Below are 21,547 nucleotides of genomic sequence, written 5' to 3'. Positions count from 1 at the left end.
AGGGCAGTCGCTGTGCGTTGGGGGTGCTCTTTCTGTTTCGAGAGGGGCGTTGCTGCACGTTTTTAGCCCGCTATGCGTTTCGGATCGTCGCCCGACGGCCGTCACTGCCTCTCGCTTCTCGGGCATAATTTTCGCGCCTGAGGTGGGGCGTCCTCTTTTCCGGGATATACGTTTTCTGACGCCGCGCCGTTTGGGATCTCCGGGATCGGATGCTCGGAAATGAGACCTTTGCAGGCCACTCTGTGCTGGCAGACCCTTGTTTACTCATATAATTATACACACCTACCCATTATGCGAACCCTTGTTTTTGCTACACACAACCTGCACAAATTGCGCGAGGTACGCGACATGCTGCCACAGGACTCCATCCGCCTCGTCGGCCTGACCGACCTCGGTCAGATGGAGCCGCTACCGGAGACATCGGCCACCATCGAAGGTAACGCCCTCCAAAAGGCGCGCTACGTGAAGGAGCACTACGGTTACGACTGCTTTGCCGACGACACAGGCCTCGAAGTCGAGGCGCTCGACGGCGCTCCGGGCGTCTATTCGGCGCGCTACGCCGGTGAGGCGTGCGACAGCGCGGCCAATGTCCGCAAGCTACTCGAAGCACTCCGCGATACGGACCATCGGAAGGCCCGTTTCCGCACGGTGATCGCCCTCATCACGGACGGCGAGGAGCGCCTCTTTGAGGGCGAAGTCACGGGCCAGATCACGACTGAGGCCCATGGCGCGGGCGGCTTCGGTTACGATCCCATCTTCCGCCCCGACGGCTTCGACCGCACCTTCGCCGAACTCTCCCCCGACGAGAAAAACGCCATCAGCCATCGTGGCCGAGCGGTGCGTCGGCTGGTGCAACACCTCACGAACCGATAACTCCGCCCCTTTCCCCTATCGTCACCCATTAACCCCCTATCCTCAATGAAGAAGATTCAATTGCTGATTTACGGCCTGCTACTCTCGCTCCTGACTGTACACGCGGCCGAAAAGAACACACGTTGGCACACCTATCTCGCGATGTATAACACCGTCGCCGTAGCTGAAGCCGAAAATAATGTCTACGCCGTGGCCGACGGAACGCTTTACAGCTATGGCAAGTCGGACGACAACATCCGTGTCTACTCCCGACAGACGGGCCTGAGCGATTCCGACGTCCGACTCATCCGCTACAGCGCCTCCGCACGCACGCTCGTCATCGCTTATGCCAGCGGAAACATCGACCTGATGACCTCCGACGGCATCTACAACCTCCCCTTCCTCAAAAACACCACGAACATCCAGGATAAGACGCTCAACGCCATCGACCTCAGCGGCGACCGAGCCTATCTCTCGGCCAACTTCGGCATCCTGGTGATCGATCTCAAGAAGCGGGAGGTCGCTGAGACGTATCGCTTAGACCGACGCACCACGGCCACCGCCCTACTGGGCGGATCGATCTACGCGGCGACGGACAGCGGACTGCTCTCCGCCCCCACGACAGCCAACCTGATGGACGTCGGCAACTGGAAACGCGTCTCGCTGAACAGCCTCGACTTTGACGATCAGAAGATCGTCGGCCTCGGTGCCTTCCGCGATCGGCTCTGCTTCGTGGCCTCGGGCGGTGGCCTCTTCTATCGCGACACGGACGGCTCGATCAAGACGCTGCGCAAGCAGACGAACCTGCGCGGGCTCACGGTGGTCGGCAATCGGTTGGTGGCTTACGCCTCGGAAGCGATGTACATCTTCGCCTCGCTTGAGGGCACGGGCGAGACGGTGGCGCCAGGTACCATCAATGGTGTCACGGCGCTCACTGAAGACGGTCGCTTCTGGGTGGCCTCGGGACGCAACGGGCTGGTGGGCCTGCGCCGACGGGCCGAGGGACAATACGAAAAAGCCATCTCGGGGCTCAAAATCGAGGGGCCGAAGCGCAATGAAGACGACTTTATGATCGTCGACCGCGGACGGCTCTGGGTGGTCGGTGGATCGTACACGAACACCGCACGCGGCAATCGCAGAGGCACGCTGATGAGCTGCGTGGATAAGAAGTGGACGAACTTCGACGAGGAGACCGTGACGCGTGCCGCTGGCTTCGGGGTGCAGGACTATGTGGGCGTGGCTGTCGACCCGGACGACCCGACGCACTGCTTCGTATCGACCTTCGGCGAGGGCGTGATCGAGGTCAAAGACAACACCTTCGTCCGCCTCTATAACCACACCAACACGCCGCTGCGATCGGCCCTGCCTAATGCGAAGGATGCCCAGCGCTATGTGCGCGCCATCGGCATCGGGTTCGACAAAAACAAGAACCTCTGGATGACCAACTGCAGCGCGCAGAATGGCATCGTGGTGCGTACGCCCGACGGCACGTGGAAGTCGCTCTACTTCCAAGGCGTGTCCAACAAGACCTTCGTCGGCCGTATCCTCTTCACCTCCCGCGGGCAGAAGTGGGTGAACGTGCCCCGCGATGGCGGCCTGCTCGTCTTCGACGACAACGGCACACCGACGGACGGCTCGGACGACAAGTCGCACTTCTTCTCCTCCTTCTCCAATGCCAGCGGCACGTCGCTCGACGTGAGCGAATACTACTGCCTCGCGGAGGATCGCAAGGGCGACATCTGGGTCGGCACGAACCACGGACCGATAGTCTGCTCCTCGGCCATCAATGCCCTCCGCGATCCGGCCCGCTGCTACTGGAACGGCATCATCCGCAACGACGAGGACGGCCGCCCGCGCTACTTCCTCGACAGCGAACAGATCAACGCCATCGCCGTCGACGGCGGCAACCGCAAATGGATCGGCACGGCTGGCTCGGGCGTCTACCTCGTCAATGCCGACGGCACCGAAACGCTTGAGCACTTCACGACCACCAACTCCCCGCTCCTCTCGGACAACATCCGCTGCCTGGCCATCGACAACGCCTCGGGCGAGGTCTTCATCGGCACCGACAAGGGCCTCGTCTCCTACCGCGGCGACGCCACCGAAGCGCCCAAGACCTACTCCGACGTCTACGCCTACCCCAACCCCGTGCGCCCGGACTATGACGGCAGCGTGACCATCACCGGCCTCATCGCCGACTCAAACGTGAAGATCACCGACCTTAACGGCAACCTCATCCGTCAGGGTCGCTCCGCCGGCGGACAGTTCACGTGGGACTGTCGCGGCGCCAACGGCCAACCCGTCTCCTCGGGCGTCTATCTCGTCCTCGCCTCCACGCCTGATGGCAGCGAAGGCGTCGTGACGAAGATCGCCGTCGTACGCTAAAGGCAGCGCCCTGCGAGACCTATATATAGGAAGCATCAAGCCCCCGGCCTCCCCCCTCACACAGAAAGCGGGGCGGTCGGGGGCTGCTGATTGTAGGACAACAAAAAAGGCGCGCCCCCCTTTGCGGGAAGCGCACCCTCTTAAACGTGTACGGCGCGGTAGCGCACCGACTGATCGCGCGGAATTACTTGCGGATACCGAGCTCCTTGATGATGGCGCGGTAGCGCTCGATGTCGATCTTGATCAGGTAGTCCAGCAAGCGGCGACGCTTACCTACCAGCATTTTCAGCGCCCGGGAGGTGTTGAAGTCCTTGTGATTGGCCTTCATGTGCTCCGTCAGGTGGCTGATGCGATAGGTGAACAGCGCGATCTGGCTCTCGGCCGATCCGGTGTCCGCTTTCGATTTTCCGTACTTCTCAAAGATCTCTTCCTTTTTCGCTGAATCTAAATACATGTCGTTTTACTTCTGAATAAATTGATACCATATTATTTAAGCGCGGCAAAGGTATTCCTTCGATCCGGACGCGCAAACCCGGGAGGGCATGGAGATCAGGCCCTTTCAAGCGGCGTCACGGCACTGAAATGCCATTTCTGGTGACTCGAAATGGCCGCAAACCTCTTTTTAGTCGTTTCGGGCGGCCCGAAATAGCCGCAAACCTCTTTTTAGTCGTTTCGGGTGACCCGAAATGGCCAAAAACTACTTTTTAGCCGTTTCGGGTGGCCCGAAATGGCCGCAAACCTCTTTTTAGTCGTTTCGGGTGACCCGAAATGGCCAAAAACCTCTTTTTGGTCGTTTCTGGCGAAAAGATGCGGTTCCGAACTTCCGCTTCATCCCCCCAAAAGATGGATTGCGGCCTATATTTCACTTCGCCCGTATTTAAGCGGACGCTTACTTTTGCCCCCGATTTTTCAACGAGAGATATATACGACAGATAAGTACGATGCAGAAAATTAGGAACATTGCAATCATAGCACACGTCGATCACGGCAAAACGACCCTGGTAGACAAGATGCTTTTGGCCGGGAAACTTTTCCGCGAGGGACAAGCCGAGCCGGATCAATTTTTGGACAACAACGACTTGGAACGCGAGCGCGGCATTACGATCCTCGCCAAAAACGTCTCCATCAACTACAAGGATTACAAGATCAACATCATCGACACCCCGGGCCACGCGGACTTCGGCGGCGAGGTGGAGCGTGTGCTCAACATGGCCGACGGATGCCTGCTGCTGGTCGACGCCTTCGAGGGGCCGATGCCGCAGACGCGCTTCGTGCTCCAAAAAGCCATCGGGCTGGGGCTGAAACCGATCGTGGTCATCAACAAGGTCGACAAGCCGAACTGTCGGCCGTCGGAGGTGCAAGAGATGGTGTTCGACCTCATGTTCAGCCTCGACGCTACGGAAGATCAGCTCGACTTCCCCACCATCTTCGGCTCGGCCAAGCAGGGCTGGATGTCCGACGACTGGCAGAAGCCGACGGACAACATCTACCCACTCCTCGACGCCATTATCCAGTACATCCCCGAGCCTGAGACGCTCGAGGGGGCGTCGCAAATGCTGATCACGTCGCTCGACTATTCCAAATACGTAGGCCGTATCGCCGTCGGGCGTGTCCACCGGGGCGAACTGCGTGAGGGGCAGGACATCGTCCTCTGCAAACGCGACGGCAGCGCGGTGCGGTCGAAGATCAAGGAGATCGACGTCTTCGAGGGCTTGGGGCGCAAGAAGGTGGACGCTGTGGCATCGGGCGACATCTGTGCCGTGATCGGCATCGAGGGCTTCGAGATCGGCGAAACGATAGCCGACGCTGCGACGCCCGAGGCCCTGCCCACCATCGCCATTGATGAGCCGACGATGTCTATGCTTTTCACCATCAACAACTCGCCCTTCTTCGGCAAGGACGGCAAATACGTCACCTCTCGCCATGTCCACGAGCGACTGCTTCGGGAGCTGGATAAAAACCTGGCGCTGCGGGTGGAGGCTACGGATTCGGCCGACTCGTGGAACGTGTTCGGGCGTGGGGTGTTGCATCTTTCGGTGTTGATCGAGACCATGCGCCGCGAGGGATACGAATTGCAGGTGGGTCAACCCCAGGTGATCATCAAGGAGATCGACGGCGTAAAGCACGAACCGGTGGAGCAGCTGACGGTGAACCTGCCCGAGGAGAGCGCCAGCAAGATCATCGACGTCGTGACCCGCCGCAAAGGCGAAATGACCTCCATGGAGAGCAAGAACGGACGCGTCTTCCTCGTCTTCAACATCCCCTCACGCGGCATCATCGGCCTCAACAACCTCGTGCTGACGCTTTCGGCCGGGGAGGCTATCATGGCCCACCGCTTCCTCGAGTTTCAGCCGTGGAAGGGCGACATCGAGCGCCGCCAGAACGGCTCCATCATCGCGATGGAGACCGGCAACGCCTTCGCTTACGCACTGAACAACCTGCAGTCTCGCGGCCGCTTCTTCATTGCCCCGGGCGAAGACGTCTACGCCGGGCAAGTCGTCGGCGAACACAGCAAGGAGGGCGACCTGGTCGTCAACGTCACCAAATCCAAGAAGCTGACCAACATGCGGGCCTCCGGATCGGACGACAAAGTGTCGCTGGCGCCGCCGTTAGTCTTCAGCCTCGAGGACGCGCTGGAGTATATCAAGGCGGACGAGTACGTCGAGGTGACGCCTCACCATATGCGTATGCGCAAGATCATCCTCGACGAAATCGAACGCAAGCGGCAGAACAGAATATAGGCAGTTAAAAGGGTAGTCAGAGGGTAGTTAGAGGGAGTAAAAGGTAGTCATTCGATTACTCTTCTGCATTCAGCCTGCCTCTAGCTACCCTCTAACTACTTCTAACTCCCCCCGAACTACTTATTAGAACAAATGGAAATCGCCGCACTTGTCTCCGGGGGCGTGGATAGCTCCGTCGTGGTGCATCTGCTGAAGGAAGCCGGATACACGCCCACCATCTTCTACATCCGCATCGGCATGGAGCGGAGCGACGGCACCATCGATTGCCCCGCCGAGGAAGACATCGAGATCACGACCTACATCGCCCGCAAATACGGCTGCCGGATGGAGGTGGTCCCCCTCCACGAGGAGTATTGGGACCGCGTGGTGGGATACACCATCGACGCCGTCCGCCGCGGCCTGACGCCCAACCCGGACATGATGTGCAACCGCTACATCAAGTTTGGCTGCTTCGAGGAGCAGTGGGGCCACCACTTCGACCGCATCGCCACGGGCCACTACGCCACCACCACCGAGGTCGACGGCCAGACGTGGCTCTCGACGGCCGCCGATCCGGTGAAGGATCAGACCGACTTCCTCGGGCAGATCACCGGCCTACAAGTCGCCAAGCTCCTCTTCCCCATCGGCCACCTGATGAAGCATGAAGTGCGCACCATCGCCGAGTCGGCGGGCCTGCCCAGCGCGCGCCGCAAGGACAGCCAGGGCATCTGCTTCCTCGGCAAGATTCGCTACAACGACTTCATCGAGCGCTACCTCGGTCGCCGCGACGGCGACATCGTGGAGTGGGAGACGGGCCGAACCGTCGGCCGTCACCACGGCTTCTGGTTTCACACCATCGGCCAGCGCAAAGGGCTCGGCATGAGTGGCGGCCCCTGGTTCGTCGTCGGCAAAGACGCCGCCGCGAACATCGTCTACGTCTCCAATGGCTACGACCCCGAAACGCAGTATGGCCGGACGATCCGCACCGCCGGATTCCACTTCATCACCGCCGACCCTTGGGGGGCGTTCGACGATGAGCGTGAAATCACGTTCAAAATTCGCCACACGCCCGACTTCACACGGGGCCGCATCCGCCGCGTAGAGGGCGGATACCAGATCGACAGCGAGGAGAAGATTCAGGGCATCGCTCCGGGCCAGTTTGCCGTCGTCTACGACCGTGACCACCGCCTTTGCATCGGCAGCGGGCCCATCGTCGAGGGCCGCACGGAGCCGGCGGCCGTCGTCACGCGCTGAAATATCTACCATTTCTTTTGAACCCTCATCGTTGCGCCGCGCAACAGCCACTCCGCCCATGGATCGGAGGCTGTTGTGCGGCGCAATCGTTATTGCCCATTCGTCATCAGAATAAATTTTTCTGTTGGTAGGGTAGATCCGTACTGCATCCCCGCCATCTGTACTTGAAAATCTAATCGTTCACCCCTTACAGTCCATATCAAAGCGCGTATTCAATACGCCCAGACGCCGCTATTCCCCAAATGATTGATCGAAAGCTATCCCTCAGACTGATTCATAACCTTCGTACCATGCGACAGCTTCCCCTCTCACAGAAACATCGCTATCGAATCACGCAGAAAGCTGCCCGCTCATAGATACATAGCTATCGCGCACAGCGATATGAATCCTACACGCATGATACTTAATATCGCATACAGCGATAATAAATTCTCGTGCGGAGCATTTAATATCGCGCACGTAACTAATAAGTCCTCACGCAGGACATTCAATATTGAGCGAGTTTATAATAAATATCCTCGCAGGACGCTCTATATCGCACACAGAAATAATAAGTATTCGCGTAGGATCCTCCATATCGCGTACATCAATAATAATCCATCGAATAGTTCGCTTAATATTGACAGCATCAATGGGGTGTGATCGCAGAATCACATAGCTATTGAGATGCTCAATGACTATGTGATTTGCAGAAGCATTCTTATTGCACTATGCAATAGCTATGTAATCCACATACTGGCCCTCAGCGCTTTACGCAATACTCATCCAACTCACAGAGAGGTTCTCAGCGCTTTACGCAACGGCTATGCCTCTGCCTGAATGATTTTCACCGGCAAATGAAATGACTATACTTCTAATTAGCGCTCCATTTTTTATTCATGGAATGGCTATGTCTCTCTGAAAAAAGCTCTTATCTCTTTATGCAACTGCCAGGCCCCTGCCCAAATGATTTTTGCCGACAAATTAAATGACTATGCTTCTAATTAGTGCTTCATTATTTATTCATGGAATGGCTATGCAGCTCTGAAAAATACTCTTATTTCTTTATGTAACAGCCATGCCTCTGCCCGAATGATTTTTGCCGACAAATTAAATGACTATGCTTCTAATTAGTGCTTCATTATTTATTCATGGAATGGCTATGCAGCTCTGAAAAGTGCTCTTATTTCTTTATGAAATAGCCATGCCTCCGCCAAAATGATTTTCACCGACAAATTAAATGACTATGCTTCTAATTAGCGCTTCGTTCTTTATTCACGGAAGGACTATGCCTCTCTGAAAATCCTCCTTATTTCTTTATGCAACAGCTATGCCTCTCCTCAAATCTTCCTTATTCCTTTGTGAAACAGCTATGCATTGATCCGATGAATAACTATCATATCAGACAAAAAGGAAGATCAGCAATGGAGGGTGATCCATGATAAAAAGAATGGCAATCCGACTCCAGAAAGGAAGATGATTTTTGAGGTAAACATTTATCGGAATACAAAAAGGGCTGCCCGAGACATCATCTCGGACAGCCCTTTGTTGATGCGCACGCCTATCGGCGGAGATTTAGCGGAAGGCTTGCAGTCGGTCGGTCAAAATTCGGACGCCTTCGGAGGCGCCGTAGCGAATGAACTCAACGTCGTTTCGGTAAACGGCCACCTCCTTGGGGTCGATCAGGAAGATGGGCTGGCCGCGGCGAACGTAGCTGAGCAGACCTGCGGCGGGGTAGACGTTGAGCGAGGTGCCGATCACGGCGAAGAGGTCGCAGTCCGTGACGATGCGAATCGCCTCCTCGATCATAGGGACAGGCTCGCCGAACCAGACGATGAACGGGCGCAGGCGGCCGCCATCGGGGGCGGTGTCGCCCAGGCGCATGTCGGGGTGCTCGGGATCGATGTCGATCGGGCGATTGAGGTTGCGCTCGGAACAGGCTTTCATCAGTTCGCCGTGGAGGTGGATGACGTGCGAACTGCCGGCGCGTTCGTGAAGGTTATCCACGTTTTGCGTGACAATGCGAACGTCAAAGTCGCGCTCCAGGGCCGCCAGTCCGCGGTGGCCGTCGTTGGGCTCGGCGCGAAGCAGTTCGCGTCGGCGAGCGTTGTAGAAGTCGAGGACGAGCTGCGGATTGCTGGCGAAGCCCTCGGGCGTGGCGACATCTTCGACGCGATAATTCTCCCACAGCCCGTTGGAGTCGCGGAAGGTGGAGATGCCGCTCTCGGCGCTCATACCGGCGCCGGTAAGGATGACTAACTTTTTCATGCGATGGGTGGAATTTGAAATGTTCGTGATTCGACACAATGAGGGGTAGCAAAAAGCGGCGAGAAAGGGTTGGGTGCGGCGGCGCCCGTCCCTTTTTTCACGGCTTTATGCTACCCCCCGGTGTACTTATTTCTTCTCTTCAGGTCGGCTGAGGGTCTTGCGATACAACTCTCGGTCGGCGAGCACGTCGAGGGCCTTCTGGAGCGTCTTATCGTCCTTGAGGTTCTCGATCATGGCGCCCTCCTGGTAGTAGTAGCGCTTGACGATTTCAGCGGCGATGAGCTTTTTGATGTCGTCTTTATAACGCTCCAAGTCGCGGTCTAAGTTCGGCTTCAGACGCGCCTCAAGAGCGACGAAAGTGGCGGAGTCCTCGGCCAGATAGCCCTCATATTCGGCTACTTCCCGAAGGCTCTTGAGTGCCTTCTCACTCTGGCGGTCGTAAGTGAAATTGGCCTCCTTGAGACGCTTCTTGAAGGACTCGTAATCGGCGTCGGGGAAGACGAAATCTTTGGCCGGCGCGATGGTGGGATGGGCCCGCACCCAGTCAGTGACGAAGTCGAAGAATGCAAAATCGTTGACGAGGTAGAAGAGCATCGTGGGCGTCTTTTTTTCCTCCATCTCGAAGTCTGGACGGATGCCGCCGCCGTCGCGTACGGGCCGCCCGCTGGCGGTGTAGAAGACGGACGTGAGGCTGTCGGGTACAGCCGAGACTGAACCATCGGCGTTGCGATGCGAATAGTCGAGCTGCTGAATGCAGCGGCCGCTGGGGATGTAGTATTTACTGGTCGTGATCTTGATCTGGCCCTCGTAGGGCAAGTCGCGGGGAGTCTGCACAAGCCCCTTGCCGAAGGATCGGTTGCCGATCAGCACGGCGCGGTCCATGTCCTGCAGGGCGCCGCTGACGATCTCGGAGGCCGAGGCGGAGTTGCCGTTGATGAGCACCGCGAGGGGGATGACGGAGTCGACCGGATCGAGCGTCGTGCGGTAGGTGCGATCCCAAAGCTTCATCTTGCCGCGGGTGGAGAGCACTTCGCGACCCTTCGGGACGAACAGGTTGACGATCTGCACGGCGCTCGAAAGGAGGCCGCCGCCGTTGTCGCGGAGGTCGAGGATGAGGCTCTTGATGTGGTGGTTCTGCTTCAGATCTTCCAAGGCTTCGCGCACCTCATCGGCGCTGCGCTCCTTGAATCCCTCGAGATAGATATAGCCCGTGCCGTCGCCATAGACGCCGTAGTGCACGACTTGCTTCAGGGATACCTGTTTACGGGTGACTTCTACCTTGCGGGGCTTCTTCTCGCCCGGGCGCTCGATCTTGATCACGACTTTGGAGTTGGGCGTGCCCTTGAGCAGCTCGCTGACGCGCTCGGTGGTAGCCTTGCGGACGTCGGCCGTGTCGATCATCAAGATGCGGTCGCCGGCCTTCAGTCCGGCCAGGGCGGCGGGCATGCCTTCGAAAGGCTCCGAGATGATCACTCCGCCATCGCGGGCACGGATATAGGCGCCCACGCCGCCGTATTCGCCGGTGACGAGCATTTTTATGTTGTCCGTCTCCTGCTCCGGGTAATATTCGGTGTAGGGATCGAGGCCCTTGAGCATGGCGTCAATGCCGCGGCGTACGACCTTCTCGGTCTCCACCGAATCGACGTAGAACATTTCGACTTCCTTCACGATCGCGTTCAGGATGTCCAGTTGTTTGCTGACTTCGAAGCGGCGCTCCGTCTGCGGTTTCTGCGCCCAAAGTGGGCCACCGATGCTTAGCGCAATAGCCAGGCAGAAGACTTGCGCTCTCTTTACTTGTAACATGTATGTGATGTGTATGATTAGTAAGTCTACGATCAGCCGAGGATGCTGCTGACCTTCGACGTGATTTGCGCCCATCGTTCAGGCACGATCTGCGGCCCGACGGTCTCGACGACGTTCCCCGCCATCAAGGCACCGATTTCGGCCGATTGGCGGAGGGTGGCCCCGCGTGAGTAGCCGTAAAGGAAGCCCGCAGCGAAGTTGTCGCCCGCTCCCGTAGTGTCAACGGGGTTGTTGCTCACGGCCGGCACATGGACCGTCTCGCCAGCGTGACCGGCCAGCGCCCCGTCCTTCCCGACGGTAACGACGGCGTACTTCACTTCTTTCATGATCTCACGAAGCGCTTCCTCGGCCGACTTGCCGGTGTAGGCCTCCGCCTCGGTCTCGTTGGAGAAGAGGATGTCGACGTATTCCGGGATGGCCCGGTGGAGCATGTAGCTGAAGCCGTTGACGATGTTGAAGTTCGAGAGGTCGAGCGCCACTTTCTTCCCGAGGGCCTTCGCGCGACGTAGGATGGGGAGGAAGAGGCGATCCGTCGAGGCGTTGGAGATCAGGTAACCCTCGACATAGATACAATCGTAGGCGCGGAGTGTCTCGTCCATGATCTCGTCAGAGGTGAGCGTGGCGGCGGGGCCGAGGAAGGTGGCCATCGTGCGTTCACTGTCCGGCGACATCAGCACGGTACAGCAGCCCGATATGCCTTCTGAGCGCACGATGTGCGGCGTCACGCCAGCATCGCGAATGGCCTGCTCATAGAAGGCGCCATTGGCGTCCGTCCCAACCTTGCCCACGTAGCCGACTGAGGCGCCGAGCAATGCCAGCGCGCGCATCGTGTTGCAGACTGATCCGCCCGGGGCGTCCGAGCGTTCAAGGCCCGATTGTTCTTGTTGGATGGCGCGCATCGTAGATTCGTCTACCAGCTCCATGACGCCTTTCTTCATTCCCATTGCTTGCAGCGTAGCGTCGCTCTCGAGGCGCAACAGCACATCGAGCAACGCGTTTCCGATTCCGATAATTCTCATGTCTCGCTTATTTTTTTCGCAAAAGTATTGCATGTCTCCAATCTGCCCCTATCTTTGCGGCGTCTTTTTGAGGAACAGACACCTTCTTCCTTAGCTCAGTTGGTTAGAGCATCTGACTGTTAATCAGAGGGTCCTTGGTTCAAGTCCAAGAGGAAGAGCGAGAGGCGATCGATTATTCGGTCGCCTCTTTCGTTATCCCCCGAAGTAACCCAATCATCCACATCAACAGCCTTGTCTCTGGCTCTATCGAAGCCGATTTTAGGCGGAACGTGAGCGAAAAGAGCTGATGCGTGAGCTTTATCTCACTGGTGCACGAGCCTGTCATTGCTGGCAAATGAGCATTGATAAGCTGGCGCGTGAGCTTCACCATGCTGGTGCGCGAGCTTGTCGTTGCTGGCGGATGAGCATCAGTAAGCTGGCGCATGAGCTTCGTCTTGCTGGTGCGCGAGCTTCGTCTTGCTGGTGAACGAGCATTAGTAAGCTGGCGCGTGAGCTTCATCCTGCTGGTGCACGAGCTTGTCGTTGCTGGCGCATGAGCATCAGTAAGCTGGCGCGTGAGCATCATCCTGCTGGCGCGCGAGCTTGTCGTTGCTGGCGGATGAGCTGGCCGTGGCTGGGGCGCCAGCTTGCTACTCTCCCCTTGCGTACTACTTTTGCGGCCGGTATTTACTATTAATCATTCGACAGAAATGAAACGTATCTTATTTGTATTGACAGCCATCTTAATGATGACGGCAGGAGCTCTCTCGGCTCAAGAGAAGAGCGCGTCGATCACAGCTACAGGCAGTGCGACGTTTGACTTTGGTGACATCAAAGAATCGGCCGGCCCCGCCAGCCATGTCTTTACGGTGATGAACAACGGCGAGCTGCCGCTGGTTATCTCGCGTGTCGTAGCCTCTTGCGGCTGTACTACACCGGAATGGACCAAGGAACCGATCGCTCCGGGTAAGACGGGACAGATCAAAGTGACCTACAACCCCGCTGGACGCCCCGGTAAGTTCGTCAAGACCATCTCAGTCTACAGCAATGGTAAAGCCGACGGAGGCAACTATGTGCTGACCATCCGCGGTAATGTCATACAAAACTCCTGAGACAGGGATGATCGGTAAACCTCACCGCGCACTTAGTTTACTGGTGACAATTGGATGTCTCTTTCTGTGGCAGTACTCAGCTGCCCAGAAAGAGGCAAAATTGTTTATAGGCCAGACGGTTCACGACTTCGGACGCATCGACGAGAAGAAAGGCGCCGTCAAGCACGACTTCATTCTGCGCAACGACGGACAGGCGCCGCTGGAGCTGCAACGCGTCACCTGCGCCAACCGTAGCGTCATCACCCGCTGGTCCCGGACGCCCATCGCACCCGGACAGACGGCTCGCCTGGAGGTGACCTACAATCCCGCGGGCCATTCGGGCGACTTCAGCATCCTCATCGATGTGCTCAGTAGTGCCTCATCCGAGGCCACCGCACTCGTCATCAAGGGCAGCGTGAAGCCCAACCCGAACGCCCCCAAGCAGCCGATGGCCGACTTCTCGCCCGACCAGTGGACCTTCGACTTCGGTAAGATCAAGGAGGAAGACGGCTTTGCAATGCACGTCTTTCGCATCAAGAACACCGGAACGGCGCCGCTGAACATCTCCCACGTGCAGTCGTCCTGCGGCTGCGCCGAACCGGAGTGGACACGCACACCGATCCCCGTCGGTGGCATAGGCGACGTGGTCATCACCTACGATCCCACCGACCGCCCCGGCCCCTTCCGTAAGAACATCACCGTCTACTCCGACGCCAAAGGTGGCCGCCACAAGCTGACCATCACCGGCGAAGTGATCGCCAAGGCACGCAGCCAGAAGATCCTCTTCCCCGACACCATCGGGCGGATCGGCACCCAGCAGCGCCGCTTCGACTTCTACCTGCTCCGTGAGCGCGAGATCGCCTCGCAAGAGGTATGGATCGAGAACCTCTCGGACGAAGACGTTCGGCTCTCCTTCAGTCATCTGCCCGCCTATGTGCACGTAGATGCCCCCCGACTGCTGGCACCGCACAAGGCGGAACGCATCAAGGTGACCGTCGACGCCAAGGCCATCCATAGCAAGGGCCGCACCGAGGGCTATTTGGTCTGGAAGTCTGAGGACGCCAAAGGCCGCGAGATCGCCTCGCGGGAGATCCCCGTGGCCGTGAACGTGGTGGACGACTTCAGCACCCTCTCGCAAGCCGATAAGGACGCAGGGCCAGCGCTCTCACTCTCCGCCACCGTCATCGACTTCAGCGCCAAGAAGGGCGCTACGAAGCAACAGCTGACCATAACCAACACGGGCCACGCCCCCCTTGTCTTTCACAGCATCACCTGCGACGCATCGTGGGTCAAGGTGAGCGGCAACAAGAAAAAGGAGCTTCGCCCACGCGAATCGATGACGCTCACCTTTGCCCTGAAGGACAAAGCGTATAAGGGTGCAACCGAGCTCTACATCGTCTGCAACGATCCTCAAGGCCCAGTGCGCATCGTGCGCATCAAGGCAGAATAAGTTGTTAGCGGGTAGTAGGAAGTAGTCGAGGGGATTCAAGCGTAGAACCCACTATTTCCCGCTACCCCTAACTACCACCCTCTCACTACTCCTCATCCCCCCCACTCATATAATCACTGACACACATGAATCATCCTGAGAACGACGAGAAATACAAAGGGCTGAAGGTGAACAGCGGCACCTCTTACGCGCCGACTGTCAGTCCCTACCTCACGGCCCGACGCCCGCGCAGATTCACCACCACGGAGTTTGTCGAAGGCATCCTCCGCGGTGACACCTCCATCCTCAGCCAGGCCGTCACACTGGTCGAGAGCTCCCGCCACGAACACCAACAGCAGGCCCAAGAGATCATCGAGCACTGCCTGCCACACACCGGACACTCCGTCCGCATCGGCATCACGGGCGTACCAGGTGCCGGCAAGAGCACCTCGATCGACGTCTTCGGCATGCACGTCCTCAAGCGCGGCCATAAGCTGGCCGTACTGGCCATCGACCCCAGTAGCGAACGCTCGAAGGGCAGTATCCTGGGCGACAAGACCCGCATGGAAGCCTTGGCGCGCGAGAAGAACGCCTTCATCCGACCCTCCCCCACGGCCGGCTCCTTAGGTGGCGTGGCTCGTAAAACGCGTGAGACGATCATCCTCTGTGAGGCCGCAGGCTTCGACACCGTCTTCGTCGAGACCGTCGGCGTGGGCCAGAGTGAGACAGCCGTCCATTCGATGGTCGACTTCTTCCTGCTCATCCAGCTGGCCGGAACGGGCGACGAGCTGCAAGGTATCAAGCGCGGCATCATGGAGATGGCCGACGGTATCGTCATCAACAAGGCCGACGGTGACAACATCCGCCGTGCCGAGATGGCCGCGGGCCACTTCCGCAACGCCCTTCACCTCTTCCCCCCGACGGAGTCCGGCTGGTTCCCCAAAGTGCTCACCTACTCCGGCTATTACGGCCTCGGCATCGACGAGGTCTGGGCCATGATCGACGAATACATCGCCTTCACCAAGCAGAACGGCTACTTCGACCGTAAGCGTAACCGTCAGGCCAAATACTGGATGTACGAGAGCATCCACGACATGCTCCGCGACGCCTTCTATCGCCACCCCGGCATCGAGGAGCGCCTGCCCATCGTCGAACAACAGGTGCTGCACAACGAGATCAGCTCCTTCGTAGCCGCCAAGGAGATGATGGACATCTTCCTGAAGGGAACAACGAAAAACTAAAAACGGCGGGGAGAATCCCCCGGTCATACATCGAGCGCAGGCGAGGAGAACGCATCCGGTTTCTCCTTGCCTGCGCGCTTTTTATGCCCATACCTCACAGGGGGGAGTGTAGAGGAGAATCATCATTCACTCAGAATCTGAAAGCCTCGTCATGCCGCATGACGCCTCCGCTGGATCAAAAGTGACGCTGGCATGCCGCATGACGCCTCCGCTGGATCAAAAGTAACGCTGGCATGCCGCATGACGCCTCCGCTGGATCAAAAGTAACGCTGGCATGCCGCATGACGGGGCCGCTGGGTCAAAAGTGACGCTGGCATGTCGCATGACGAGACCAAAATGGCCGTTGAGACGCCGTCGTGCCGCATGACGAGACCAAAATGGCCATTGAGGCGCCGTCATGTCGCATGATGAGGTCAAAATGGCCATTGAGACGCCGTCGTGTCGCATGATGAGACCAAAATGGCCATTGAGACACCATCATGTCGCATGATGAGGCCAAAATGGCCGTTGAGACGCCATCGTGTCGCATGACGAGACCAAAATGGCCGTTGAGACGCCATCGTGTCGCATGACGAGACCAAAATGGCCGTTGAGACGCCGTCGTGTCGCATGACGAGACCAAAATGGTCATTGAGACGCCGTCGTGCCGCATGACGAGACCAAAATGCCCATTGAGACGCCGTCGTGCCGCATGACGATCGAACTCACGTCTCAATCCGCTTCTGATTCGCCACTAAAAACATAAGCCCCTCCACCCGCGGGAATGGGGCAGAGGGGCTCTCGGAACAACACCCACGGATGGGCGCGAGGAGGGGCGATCAATCGTGATCGTCGTGGTGGTCGTGCGGCTTAGCCGTCTTGCTGAGCACGACGTCGCGAGCCACGTAAGACTCGTTACCGGCCTCGTCCGTGCAATAGATCATCAGGTGATACTTGCCCGGCGTAGCAGTAGCCGGGATCTTGATGTCGTGATGATGGATGTGCGCCTCACGCTTGCCCGTGAGATCGTACTCCTTCTTGAAGCTGAAGGGCGTCGTACCATCTCCTGCACGCGTGTGGCTATGGCCATCGAAGTTGTTGTGCACATCGATCTTGTACGACTTCAGCATCACGTCGTCCGAAAGATCCATCTCCAGATGGACACCATGCGTGTCACCGATCAGGAGGCTGTCGCCGTTCTCAGGCTCTTCGAGCTTGATCACAGGCTTCGTTACATCAGAATTCTCCTTCTCACAGGCGGTGAAAAGGACGGCGCTCACGGCCAAGAGGCAGAGCGCGGCTGCGGAAAAAATCTTCGCTTTCATTTTGAATGTTGATTAAAGGGGATTTTGATGGATAATTGGAAGTTTCGACCCGGTTCGGGGATCTCCACTTTCCGATAAAAACTCAAGTGGTTGTAATACTTCGTATCGAACACATTTCGGGCATCAAGCGCCACCTCCACGTGCGTACCGAGGGCATGCAGGCGGAGGCTGCCGCCGACGTGGAGCAGGTTGGCCCCAGGCGTCTCGTCCTCGTTCCGGGCGATGCGCCGCTGGCTGGCAATGGCCTGCCACTCGGCGTAGAGGCGCACGCGGCCACGCTCCCACGTCAGCGTGTTGCGCATGGAGGCGGGGGGCGAGAAGCTCAATGCCGTGCGCTCATCCCGGTTGCGGGTGTAGACATACTCGCCGGCCAGGCGATAGCTCAGGTTGGCCGGCAGAGGCACGTCGCAGGTCACCTCGCCTCCGGCAAAGACAACTCGCGCACCGGTGTAGCGATAGATCTGTCCGGCGTGTGGCAAGACGGACCACTCGCCCGTGGGGCGCAGGTAGATGTAATTGTCAAAGAGGCTGAGGAAGGGCGAGACGGTCAGCTCCAGTGCCCCGCGGCGAAAGCTGTACGAGGCGTCCAACTGCCATCCGCGCTCGGAGCCGAGCGAGGGGTCGCCCTGCTCATGACGGAAAGTGCCATGATGGACGCCGTTAGAGGCTAACTCATTCGCGCCGGGCAGACGGAAGCTGCGGCCGAGGTTCACCTTCACGAGGTGCTGCGGCATAGGATTCCAGACGATGCCTGCCGAGAGCGAGTAGTCGCCATACGTGCGATCGGCACCCACGCTCCGCTGCTCGTACGCCTTGACCTTCTCCTCCTCATACCCCTGCCGACGGAGGTACTCCGCGAGGTAAGGATCCGTAGAGGCCGCCACGCGTACACGTCCCAAGTCGTAACGCGCGCCACCGCTCACCATGAAGCGATTGCTGGGCCGATACATCGTGAGCCAGTAGGCCCCCGTGGTGAGGCGTCGGTATTCAGGCAGCAGGAAGGTGTATCCGCCGATGTCGTTGCGCTGCGCTTGGGCGTCAAGCCCCACGGTGTGCTCCCACGTGGTGGAGGGCAGCAGCCGGAGTCGGAGCGAAGCACTGAGGGTGTGGAGTCGGAACTCCAGCTCCTTGTCAGGGTCACGCTCGGGCAGGGGCTGCGTGTCATAGTGGGTGTGGAAGGCGCTCCACTCCTCGCGGTGGTTGTATTGCCAACCGAAGTCGCCGGAGAAGATGAAGCGCTCGCCGAAAAGCTCCTGGTGGGTAGTCAGCTTGAGGTGGTTGACGCGGCTAAAGGGCAGGTCGATGTTGCGCGAATCACCGTCGTCCTGCACACGGGCCAAGTCGGGCACGCCGTGTGCACCGGCGAAGAAGCCCATCTTCTGGTAGGCATTACTCAGGGCCACGTTCATGCGGTAATGGCCGCGAGCGTAGGCCGAGAAGAGCGATGCGTTACGTTCCACGCCAGCCGTGTTCTTGAGTCGCCGCCCGTAGACGGGCATCTTTTGCGTCAGGTAGACGACCGTGTCCGTGGGAACCCGATAGTCGCCGTATCGCTGCTCCGAATAACGCCCCTTGACGTACCATGCGCCGCGCTTCCAGCCCAGCATGAGCGATCCGCCCAGCGTGCCGTTGACCGTCTTGCCGAGCAACACCGCCTCGCCCGCCAGTCCGTTCAGGATGGGCGTCACGGGAGGCAATACCTCAATCACGCCGCCCATCGCATCGCTACCGAAGAGGAGCGATGCAGGCCCTTTACGGACGCGCACTTCGTCGATATTGAAGGCGTCGATCTCCAGCCCGTGGTCACTGCCCCACTGCTGGCCTTCCTGTTTGATGCCGTTTTCGGATACCGCAATGCGATTGAACCCCAGTCCGCGAATGACGGGCTTGGAGAATCCCGCACCGATATCCATCGAATGCACGCCGGGTATTTGTTCGAGGGTCTGCACCAAATTGCCCGAGAAATGGCGCGAAAGGAAGTCCTTACGCACCACATCGACGGGCAGCGCCGTCAGCTTCTCCTGCCGCGTGCGGTAACTCTCCGAGACAACGACCTCGTCGAGTGCTACCGTACGAACCGAATCGGCCGACTGCTGCGCATGAATGGCCCCTGCGAACAGTATGCCCAGCGTACCCGAAAGGAGTTGGATACGCATGTATTCTGCTTAAAAAATGAATGGATAATGAATGGCTGAAATACGTGCCCCGCGCCTCCGTCGAACGATGGATGCGCCTCTGGGGGTGGAGATTCAGCAGGCGGGCGGTGCCCGGAGGTTGTACGAAGCGACGGGCTGGCCAAAGAGCGGCTCGCGGAGGGTGCCCGGTTCGTGATGGGTGTAAGAAAGGGTGACGGAGAGTGTGAGGCTCTCGCCCGGGGTGAAGGGTTCGAGGGAGAAGTGGCAGATGGGGCAGCTGTCGTCGCCGCAGGCTGACTGCGACTGCCCGGCGTCCGTCGTCTGACAGATGGCCGACGGCACGACCTCGTGGTGATGGATAGCCTTCACCGCGAAGAAGGGCATGAGCGTTGCCAGTAGCAACCATGCGATCCGTATTCTGCCTTGTAAACTCGTCTTCACTGTCGTTCTCGTTCTCTCTCTGCATGGATCCTGGGGGGATAAGCCCCCCTTTTTTCCCAGAGCGGCGGCAAAGAAAGGGCAAAATCTCAGTGAATGCATTGATTGCCTCCCTGTACTGCATCAAATCATGGATATTTGGCCTGATTCTTACACGATAAAGATGATCGATATGAAAACGTATTTATTGAATGGACTTTTCTTGCTTGCTGTTTGTCTGTCATCAGCCTGCACAGAGAAGACTTTGAACAAAAAAAGCGACGGACAGAAGGACTTCCCCACATTGTCCGCCATGGAGATTTTTGACAATCTGGATGCTTCTTTTGAGGCGGAAATGCCCCTTGTGGATTCCGGAGGCACACAAATCCGCTCGGCAGGTATGGGTATCCATCCAAGGCTTCCCGACTTTTATGGTGGGGGATATTACGATGCAGAGGGTCATGCGGTGGTGCTTGTGAAAGGAGATCCCGACGCTTATCTCGATGAAGTACGGGTGCGTACGAAGAGCAATAATGTGATTGTCCAACGCTGCGACTACGCTTACAATGAACTGGTCGCATTGAATGACAGCTTGGGGATTCCGTTTGAAGACGAGGCCTTGTGCCGCGAGCTGGGATGGACCGGCAGCGGAATTGATTCAGAAAAGAACCGGGTGATGGTGGGTCTGCTTCCCCTCACGGAAAAAGCAAAGCGTCGGTTCAAAGAGCGGGTTTGCAGTTCCGGAGCCATCGAGTTTGAAGAGGGAGGAGTCAGTGTATTGGATGCCGCTCGGTTGAAGCAACCACAAGCCTCGCCCTTACATTTGCGGCCTTCAAACAGGTAGCGACGCCTCTCCTGCACGATGGATCGGTACGTCTCTCCCTTTCATTACCCCTAACTCATCCCCCCGTTATGCACCCCATCTCCATCATCTCGCTCGGACCGGGCGACCCCGAGCTGATCACCCTCAAAGGCCTACGCCGACTGCGCCAGGCCGACGCCATCTATTGCCCTGCCACCGTCCAGCCCGACGGCTCACTCGCCTCTCGCGCGGCCGACATCCTTCGCGCACTCGATATCGACCTGGCGGCCATCCGACCGTTCCCCGTCGCCATGCGCGACGACCGAGCGGCGGCGCTGGCGGACTATGGCGCGGCCGTCGAGCGGATCGCGGCCGAATGTGCCGAGGGGCGTCGGGTGGCCGTCACGGCCGAGGGAGATGCGGGCTTCTACTCCTCGTCGGGCTACGTCAGCGCACTGCTTGCTGAGCGGGGACTCTCGACGGAACGCATCGCCGGCATACCCGCCTTTGTGGCCTGTGCAGCGTCGGAAGGCGTCGTTATTGCCGAGCAGACGGAGGAGACGGACGTACTGACTACCCTCGCTTCGGCCGACGAGCTGCTCGGCCGTGTGGCTGCGGGGCGTAGCGTGGTGCTGATGAAGCCCTCGCGCTATGCCCCGGCCGTCAAGGAGGCCCTCGCGCAGGCCCCCGACGGCGTGGCCTTCCATTATTTCGAGCACGCCGGCGCCGACGCGGAGAGGGCGTTCTACAGCTGCCGTCGCGACGCCATCCTCGAGCGCCGTTTCCCGTACTTCTCGCTGCTGATCGTCCGTCGGGGGTGACGCAGCGGTTGCATCCTGGGGCAGAAAAGGGCATTGCTGACGGACAAA

General features: G+C 58.5%; 17 protein-coding genes and 1 tRNA gene. 10 read left to right on the top strand and 8 right to left on the bottom strand.

Annotated elements, in window-relative coordinates; translation table 11 throughout:
• Positions 1-291: 291 nt before the first annotated feature.
• Both C7123_RS06395 and porZ read left to right on the top strand, forming a co-directional pair.
• On the top strand, positions 292-873 hold the full coding sequence (locus C7123_RS06395; RefSeq protein WP_173897003.1) for a non-canonical purine NTP diphosphatase: 582 nt from the start codon (positions 292-294) through the stop codon (positions 871-873).
• Between the two features lie 45 nt (positions 874-918).
• Positions 919-3,237, top strand: coding sequence for a type IX secretion system anionic LPS delivery protein PorZ (gene porZ / locus C7123_RS06390; protein ID WP_069176189.1), 2,319 nt, complete (start codon positions 919-921; stop codon positions 3,235-3,237).
• A 184-nt stretch (positions 3,238-3,421) separates the two neighbouring features.
• On the opposite strand, the gene rpsO is transcribed toward porZ, so the two are convergent.
• Positions 3,422-3,691, bottom strand: coding sequence for a 30S ribosomal protein S15 (gene rpsO, locus C7123_RS06385; protein ID WP_037997158.1), 270 nt, complete (start codon positions 3,689-3,691; stop codon positions 3,422-3,424).
• 487 nt (positions 3,692-4,178) lie between these two features.
• On the opposite strand from rpsO, the gene typA reads away from it, so the two are divergent.
• Both typA and mnmA read left to right on the top strand, forming a co-directional pair.
• Positions 4,179-5,978 (top strand): translational GTPase TypA, encoded by a 1,800-nt coding sequence (gene typA, locus C7123_RS06380; RefSeq protein WP_069176188.1) that lies wholly within the window; start codon positions 4,179-4,181, stop codon positions 5,976-5,978.
• 132 nt (positions 5,979-6,110) lie between these two features.
• Positions 6,111-7,211 carry a tRNA 2-thiouridine(34) synthase MnmA gene (mnmA, locus tag C7123_RS06375; RefSeq protein ID WP_069176187.1) on the top strand — a complete coding sequence of 367 codons (1,101 nt, stop codon included), beginning with the start codon at positions 6,111-6,113 and terminating at the stop codon, positions 7,209-7,211.
• A gap of 1,554 nt (positions 7,212-8,765) precedes the next feature.
• Here mnmA and C7123_RS06370 read toward each other — a convergent pair.
• From C7123_RS06370 to C7123_RS06360, 3 genes are all read right to left on the bottom strand, one after another.
• Positions 8,766-9,458: an SIR2 family NAD-dependent protein deacylase gene (locus C7123_RS06370; RefSeq protein ID WP_069176186.1), complete on the bottom strand. Its 693-nt coding sequence runs from the start codon at positions 9,456-9,458 to the stop codon at positions 8,766-8,768.
• 126 nt (positions 9,459-9,584) lie between these two features.
• A complete protein-coding gene (locus C7123_RS06365; RefSeq protein ID WP_069176185.1) occupies positions 9,585-11,261 on the bottom strand; it encodes a S41 family peptidase in 1,677 nt (558 codons plus the stop codon).
• Between the two features lie 32 nt (positions 11,262-11,293).
• Positions 11,294-12,280, bottom strand: a complete 987-nt coding sequence (locus tag C7123_RS06360) for an adenosine kinase (protein WP_069176184.1) — start codon at positions 12,278-12,280, stop codon at positions 11,294-11,296.
• 84 nt (positions 12,281-12,364) lie between these two features.
• Between C7123_RS06360 and C7123_RS06355 the strand changes: the two genes are divergently transcribed.
• Positions 12,365-12,438 (top strand) — tRNA-Asn (locus C7123_RS06355).
• A 14-nt stretch (positions 12,439-12,452) separates the two neighbouring features.
• On the opposite strand, the gene C7123_RS12895 is transcribed toward C7123_RS06355, so the two are convergent.
• Positions 12,453-12,779 carry a hypothetical protein gene (locus C7123_RS12895; RefSeq protein WP_159049856.1) on the bottom strand — a complete coding sequence of 109 codons (327 nt, stop codon included), beginning with the start codon at positions 12,777-12,779 and terminating at the stop codon, positions 12,453-12,455.
• Positions 12,780-12,969: 190 nt separating this feature from the next.
• Here C7123_RS12895 and C7123_RS06345 point away from each other — a divergent pair, with 190 nt between their 5' ends.
• The 3 genes from C7123_RS06345 (at position 12,970) to meaB (ending at position 16,020) form a co-directional block, all read left to right on the top strand.
• Positions 12,970-13,371, top strand: coding sequence for a DUF1573 domain-containing protein (locus tag C7123_RS06345; protein WP_037979600.1), 402 nt, complete (start codon positions 12,970-12,972; stop codon positions 13,369-13,371).
• Between the two features lie 100 nt (positions 13,372-13,471).
• Entirely contained in the window at positions 13,472-14,800 is a 1,329-nt protein-coding gene (locus C7123_RS06340) for a DUF1573 domain-containing protein (RefSeq protein WP_069176182.1), read from the top strand.
• A gap of 125 nt (positions 14,801-14,925) precedes the next feature.
• Positions 14,926-16,020 (top strand): methylmalonyl Co-A mutase-associated GTPase MeaB, encoded by a 1,095-nt coding sequence (gene meaB, locus C7123_RS06335; protein ID WP_069176181.1) that lies wholly within the window; start codon positions 14,926-14,928, stop codon positions 16,018-16,020.
• 818 nt (positions 16,021-16,838) lie between these two features.
• On the opposite strand, the gene C7123_RS06330 is transcribed toward meaB, so the two are convergent.
• From C7123_RS06330 to C7123_RS06320, 3 genes are all read right to left on the bottom strand, one after another.
• Positions 16,839-17,324, bottom strand: coding sequence for a DUF4625 domain-containing protein (locus tag C7123_RS06330; protein WP_069176180.1), 486 nt, complete (start codon positions 17,322-17,324; stop codon positions 16,839-16,841).
• Complete coding sequence (locus tag C7123_RS06325; protein ID WP_069176179.1) at positions 17,321-19,480, bottom strand: TonB-dependent receptor; 2,160 nt, start codon at positions 19,478-19,480, stop codon at positions 17,321-17,323. Before C7123_RS06325 ends, C7123_RS06330 begins: the two co-directional genes overlap by 4 nt.
• A 93-nt stretch (positions 19,481-19,573) precedes the next feature.
• Positions 19,574-19,900, bottom strand: coding sequence for a hypothetical protein (locus tag C7123_RS06320; RefSeq protein ID WP_037984174.1), 327 nt, complete (start codon positions 19,898-19,900; stop codon positions 19,574-19,576).
• 169 nt (positions 19,901-20,069) lie between these two features.
• On the opposite strand from C7123_RS06320, the gene C7123_RS06315 reads away from it, so the two are divergent.
• Both C7123_RS06315 and C7123_RS06310 read left to right on the top strand, forming a co-directional pair.
• Complete coding sequence (locus C7123_RS06315) at positions 20,070-20,720, top strand: hypothetical protein (protein WP_159049855.1); 651 nt, start codon at positions 20,070-20,072, stop codon at positions 20,718-20,720.
• A gap of 68 nt (positions 20,721-20,788) precedes the next feature.
• Positions 20,789-21,499, top strand: a complete 711-nt coding sequence (locus C7123_RS06310; protein WP_069176177.1) for a precorrin-2 C(20)-methyltransferase — start codon at positions 20,789-20,791, stop codon at positions 21,497-21,499.
• The last annotated feature ends 48 nt before the right edge of the window (positions 21,500-21,547 follow it).

It is taken from the genome of Tannerella serpentiformis (assembly GCF_003033925.1).
Taxonomy (GTDB): domain Bacteria; phylum Bacteroidota; class Bacteroidia; order Bacteroidales; family Tannerellaceae; genus Tannerella; species Tannerella serpentiformis.
The sequence above is the reverse complement of the archived record's forward strand: the minus strand, read 5'-3'. Positions and strand labels throughout refer to the sequence as shown.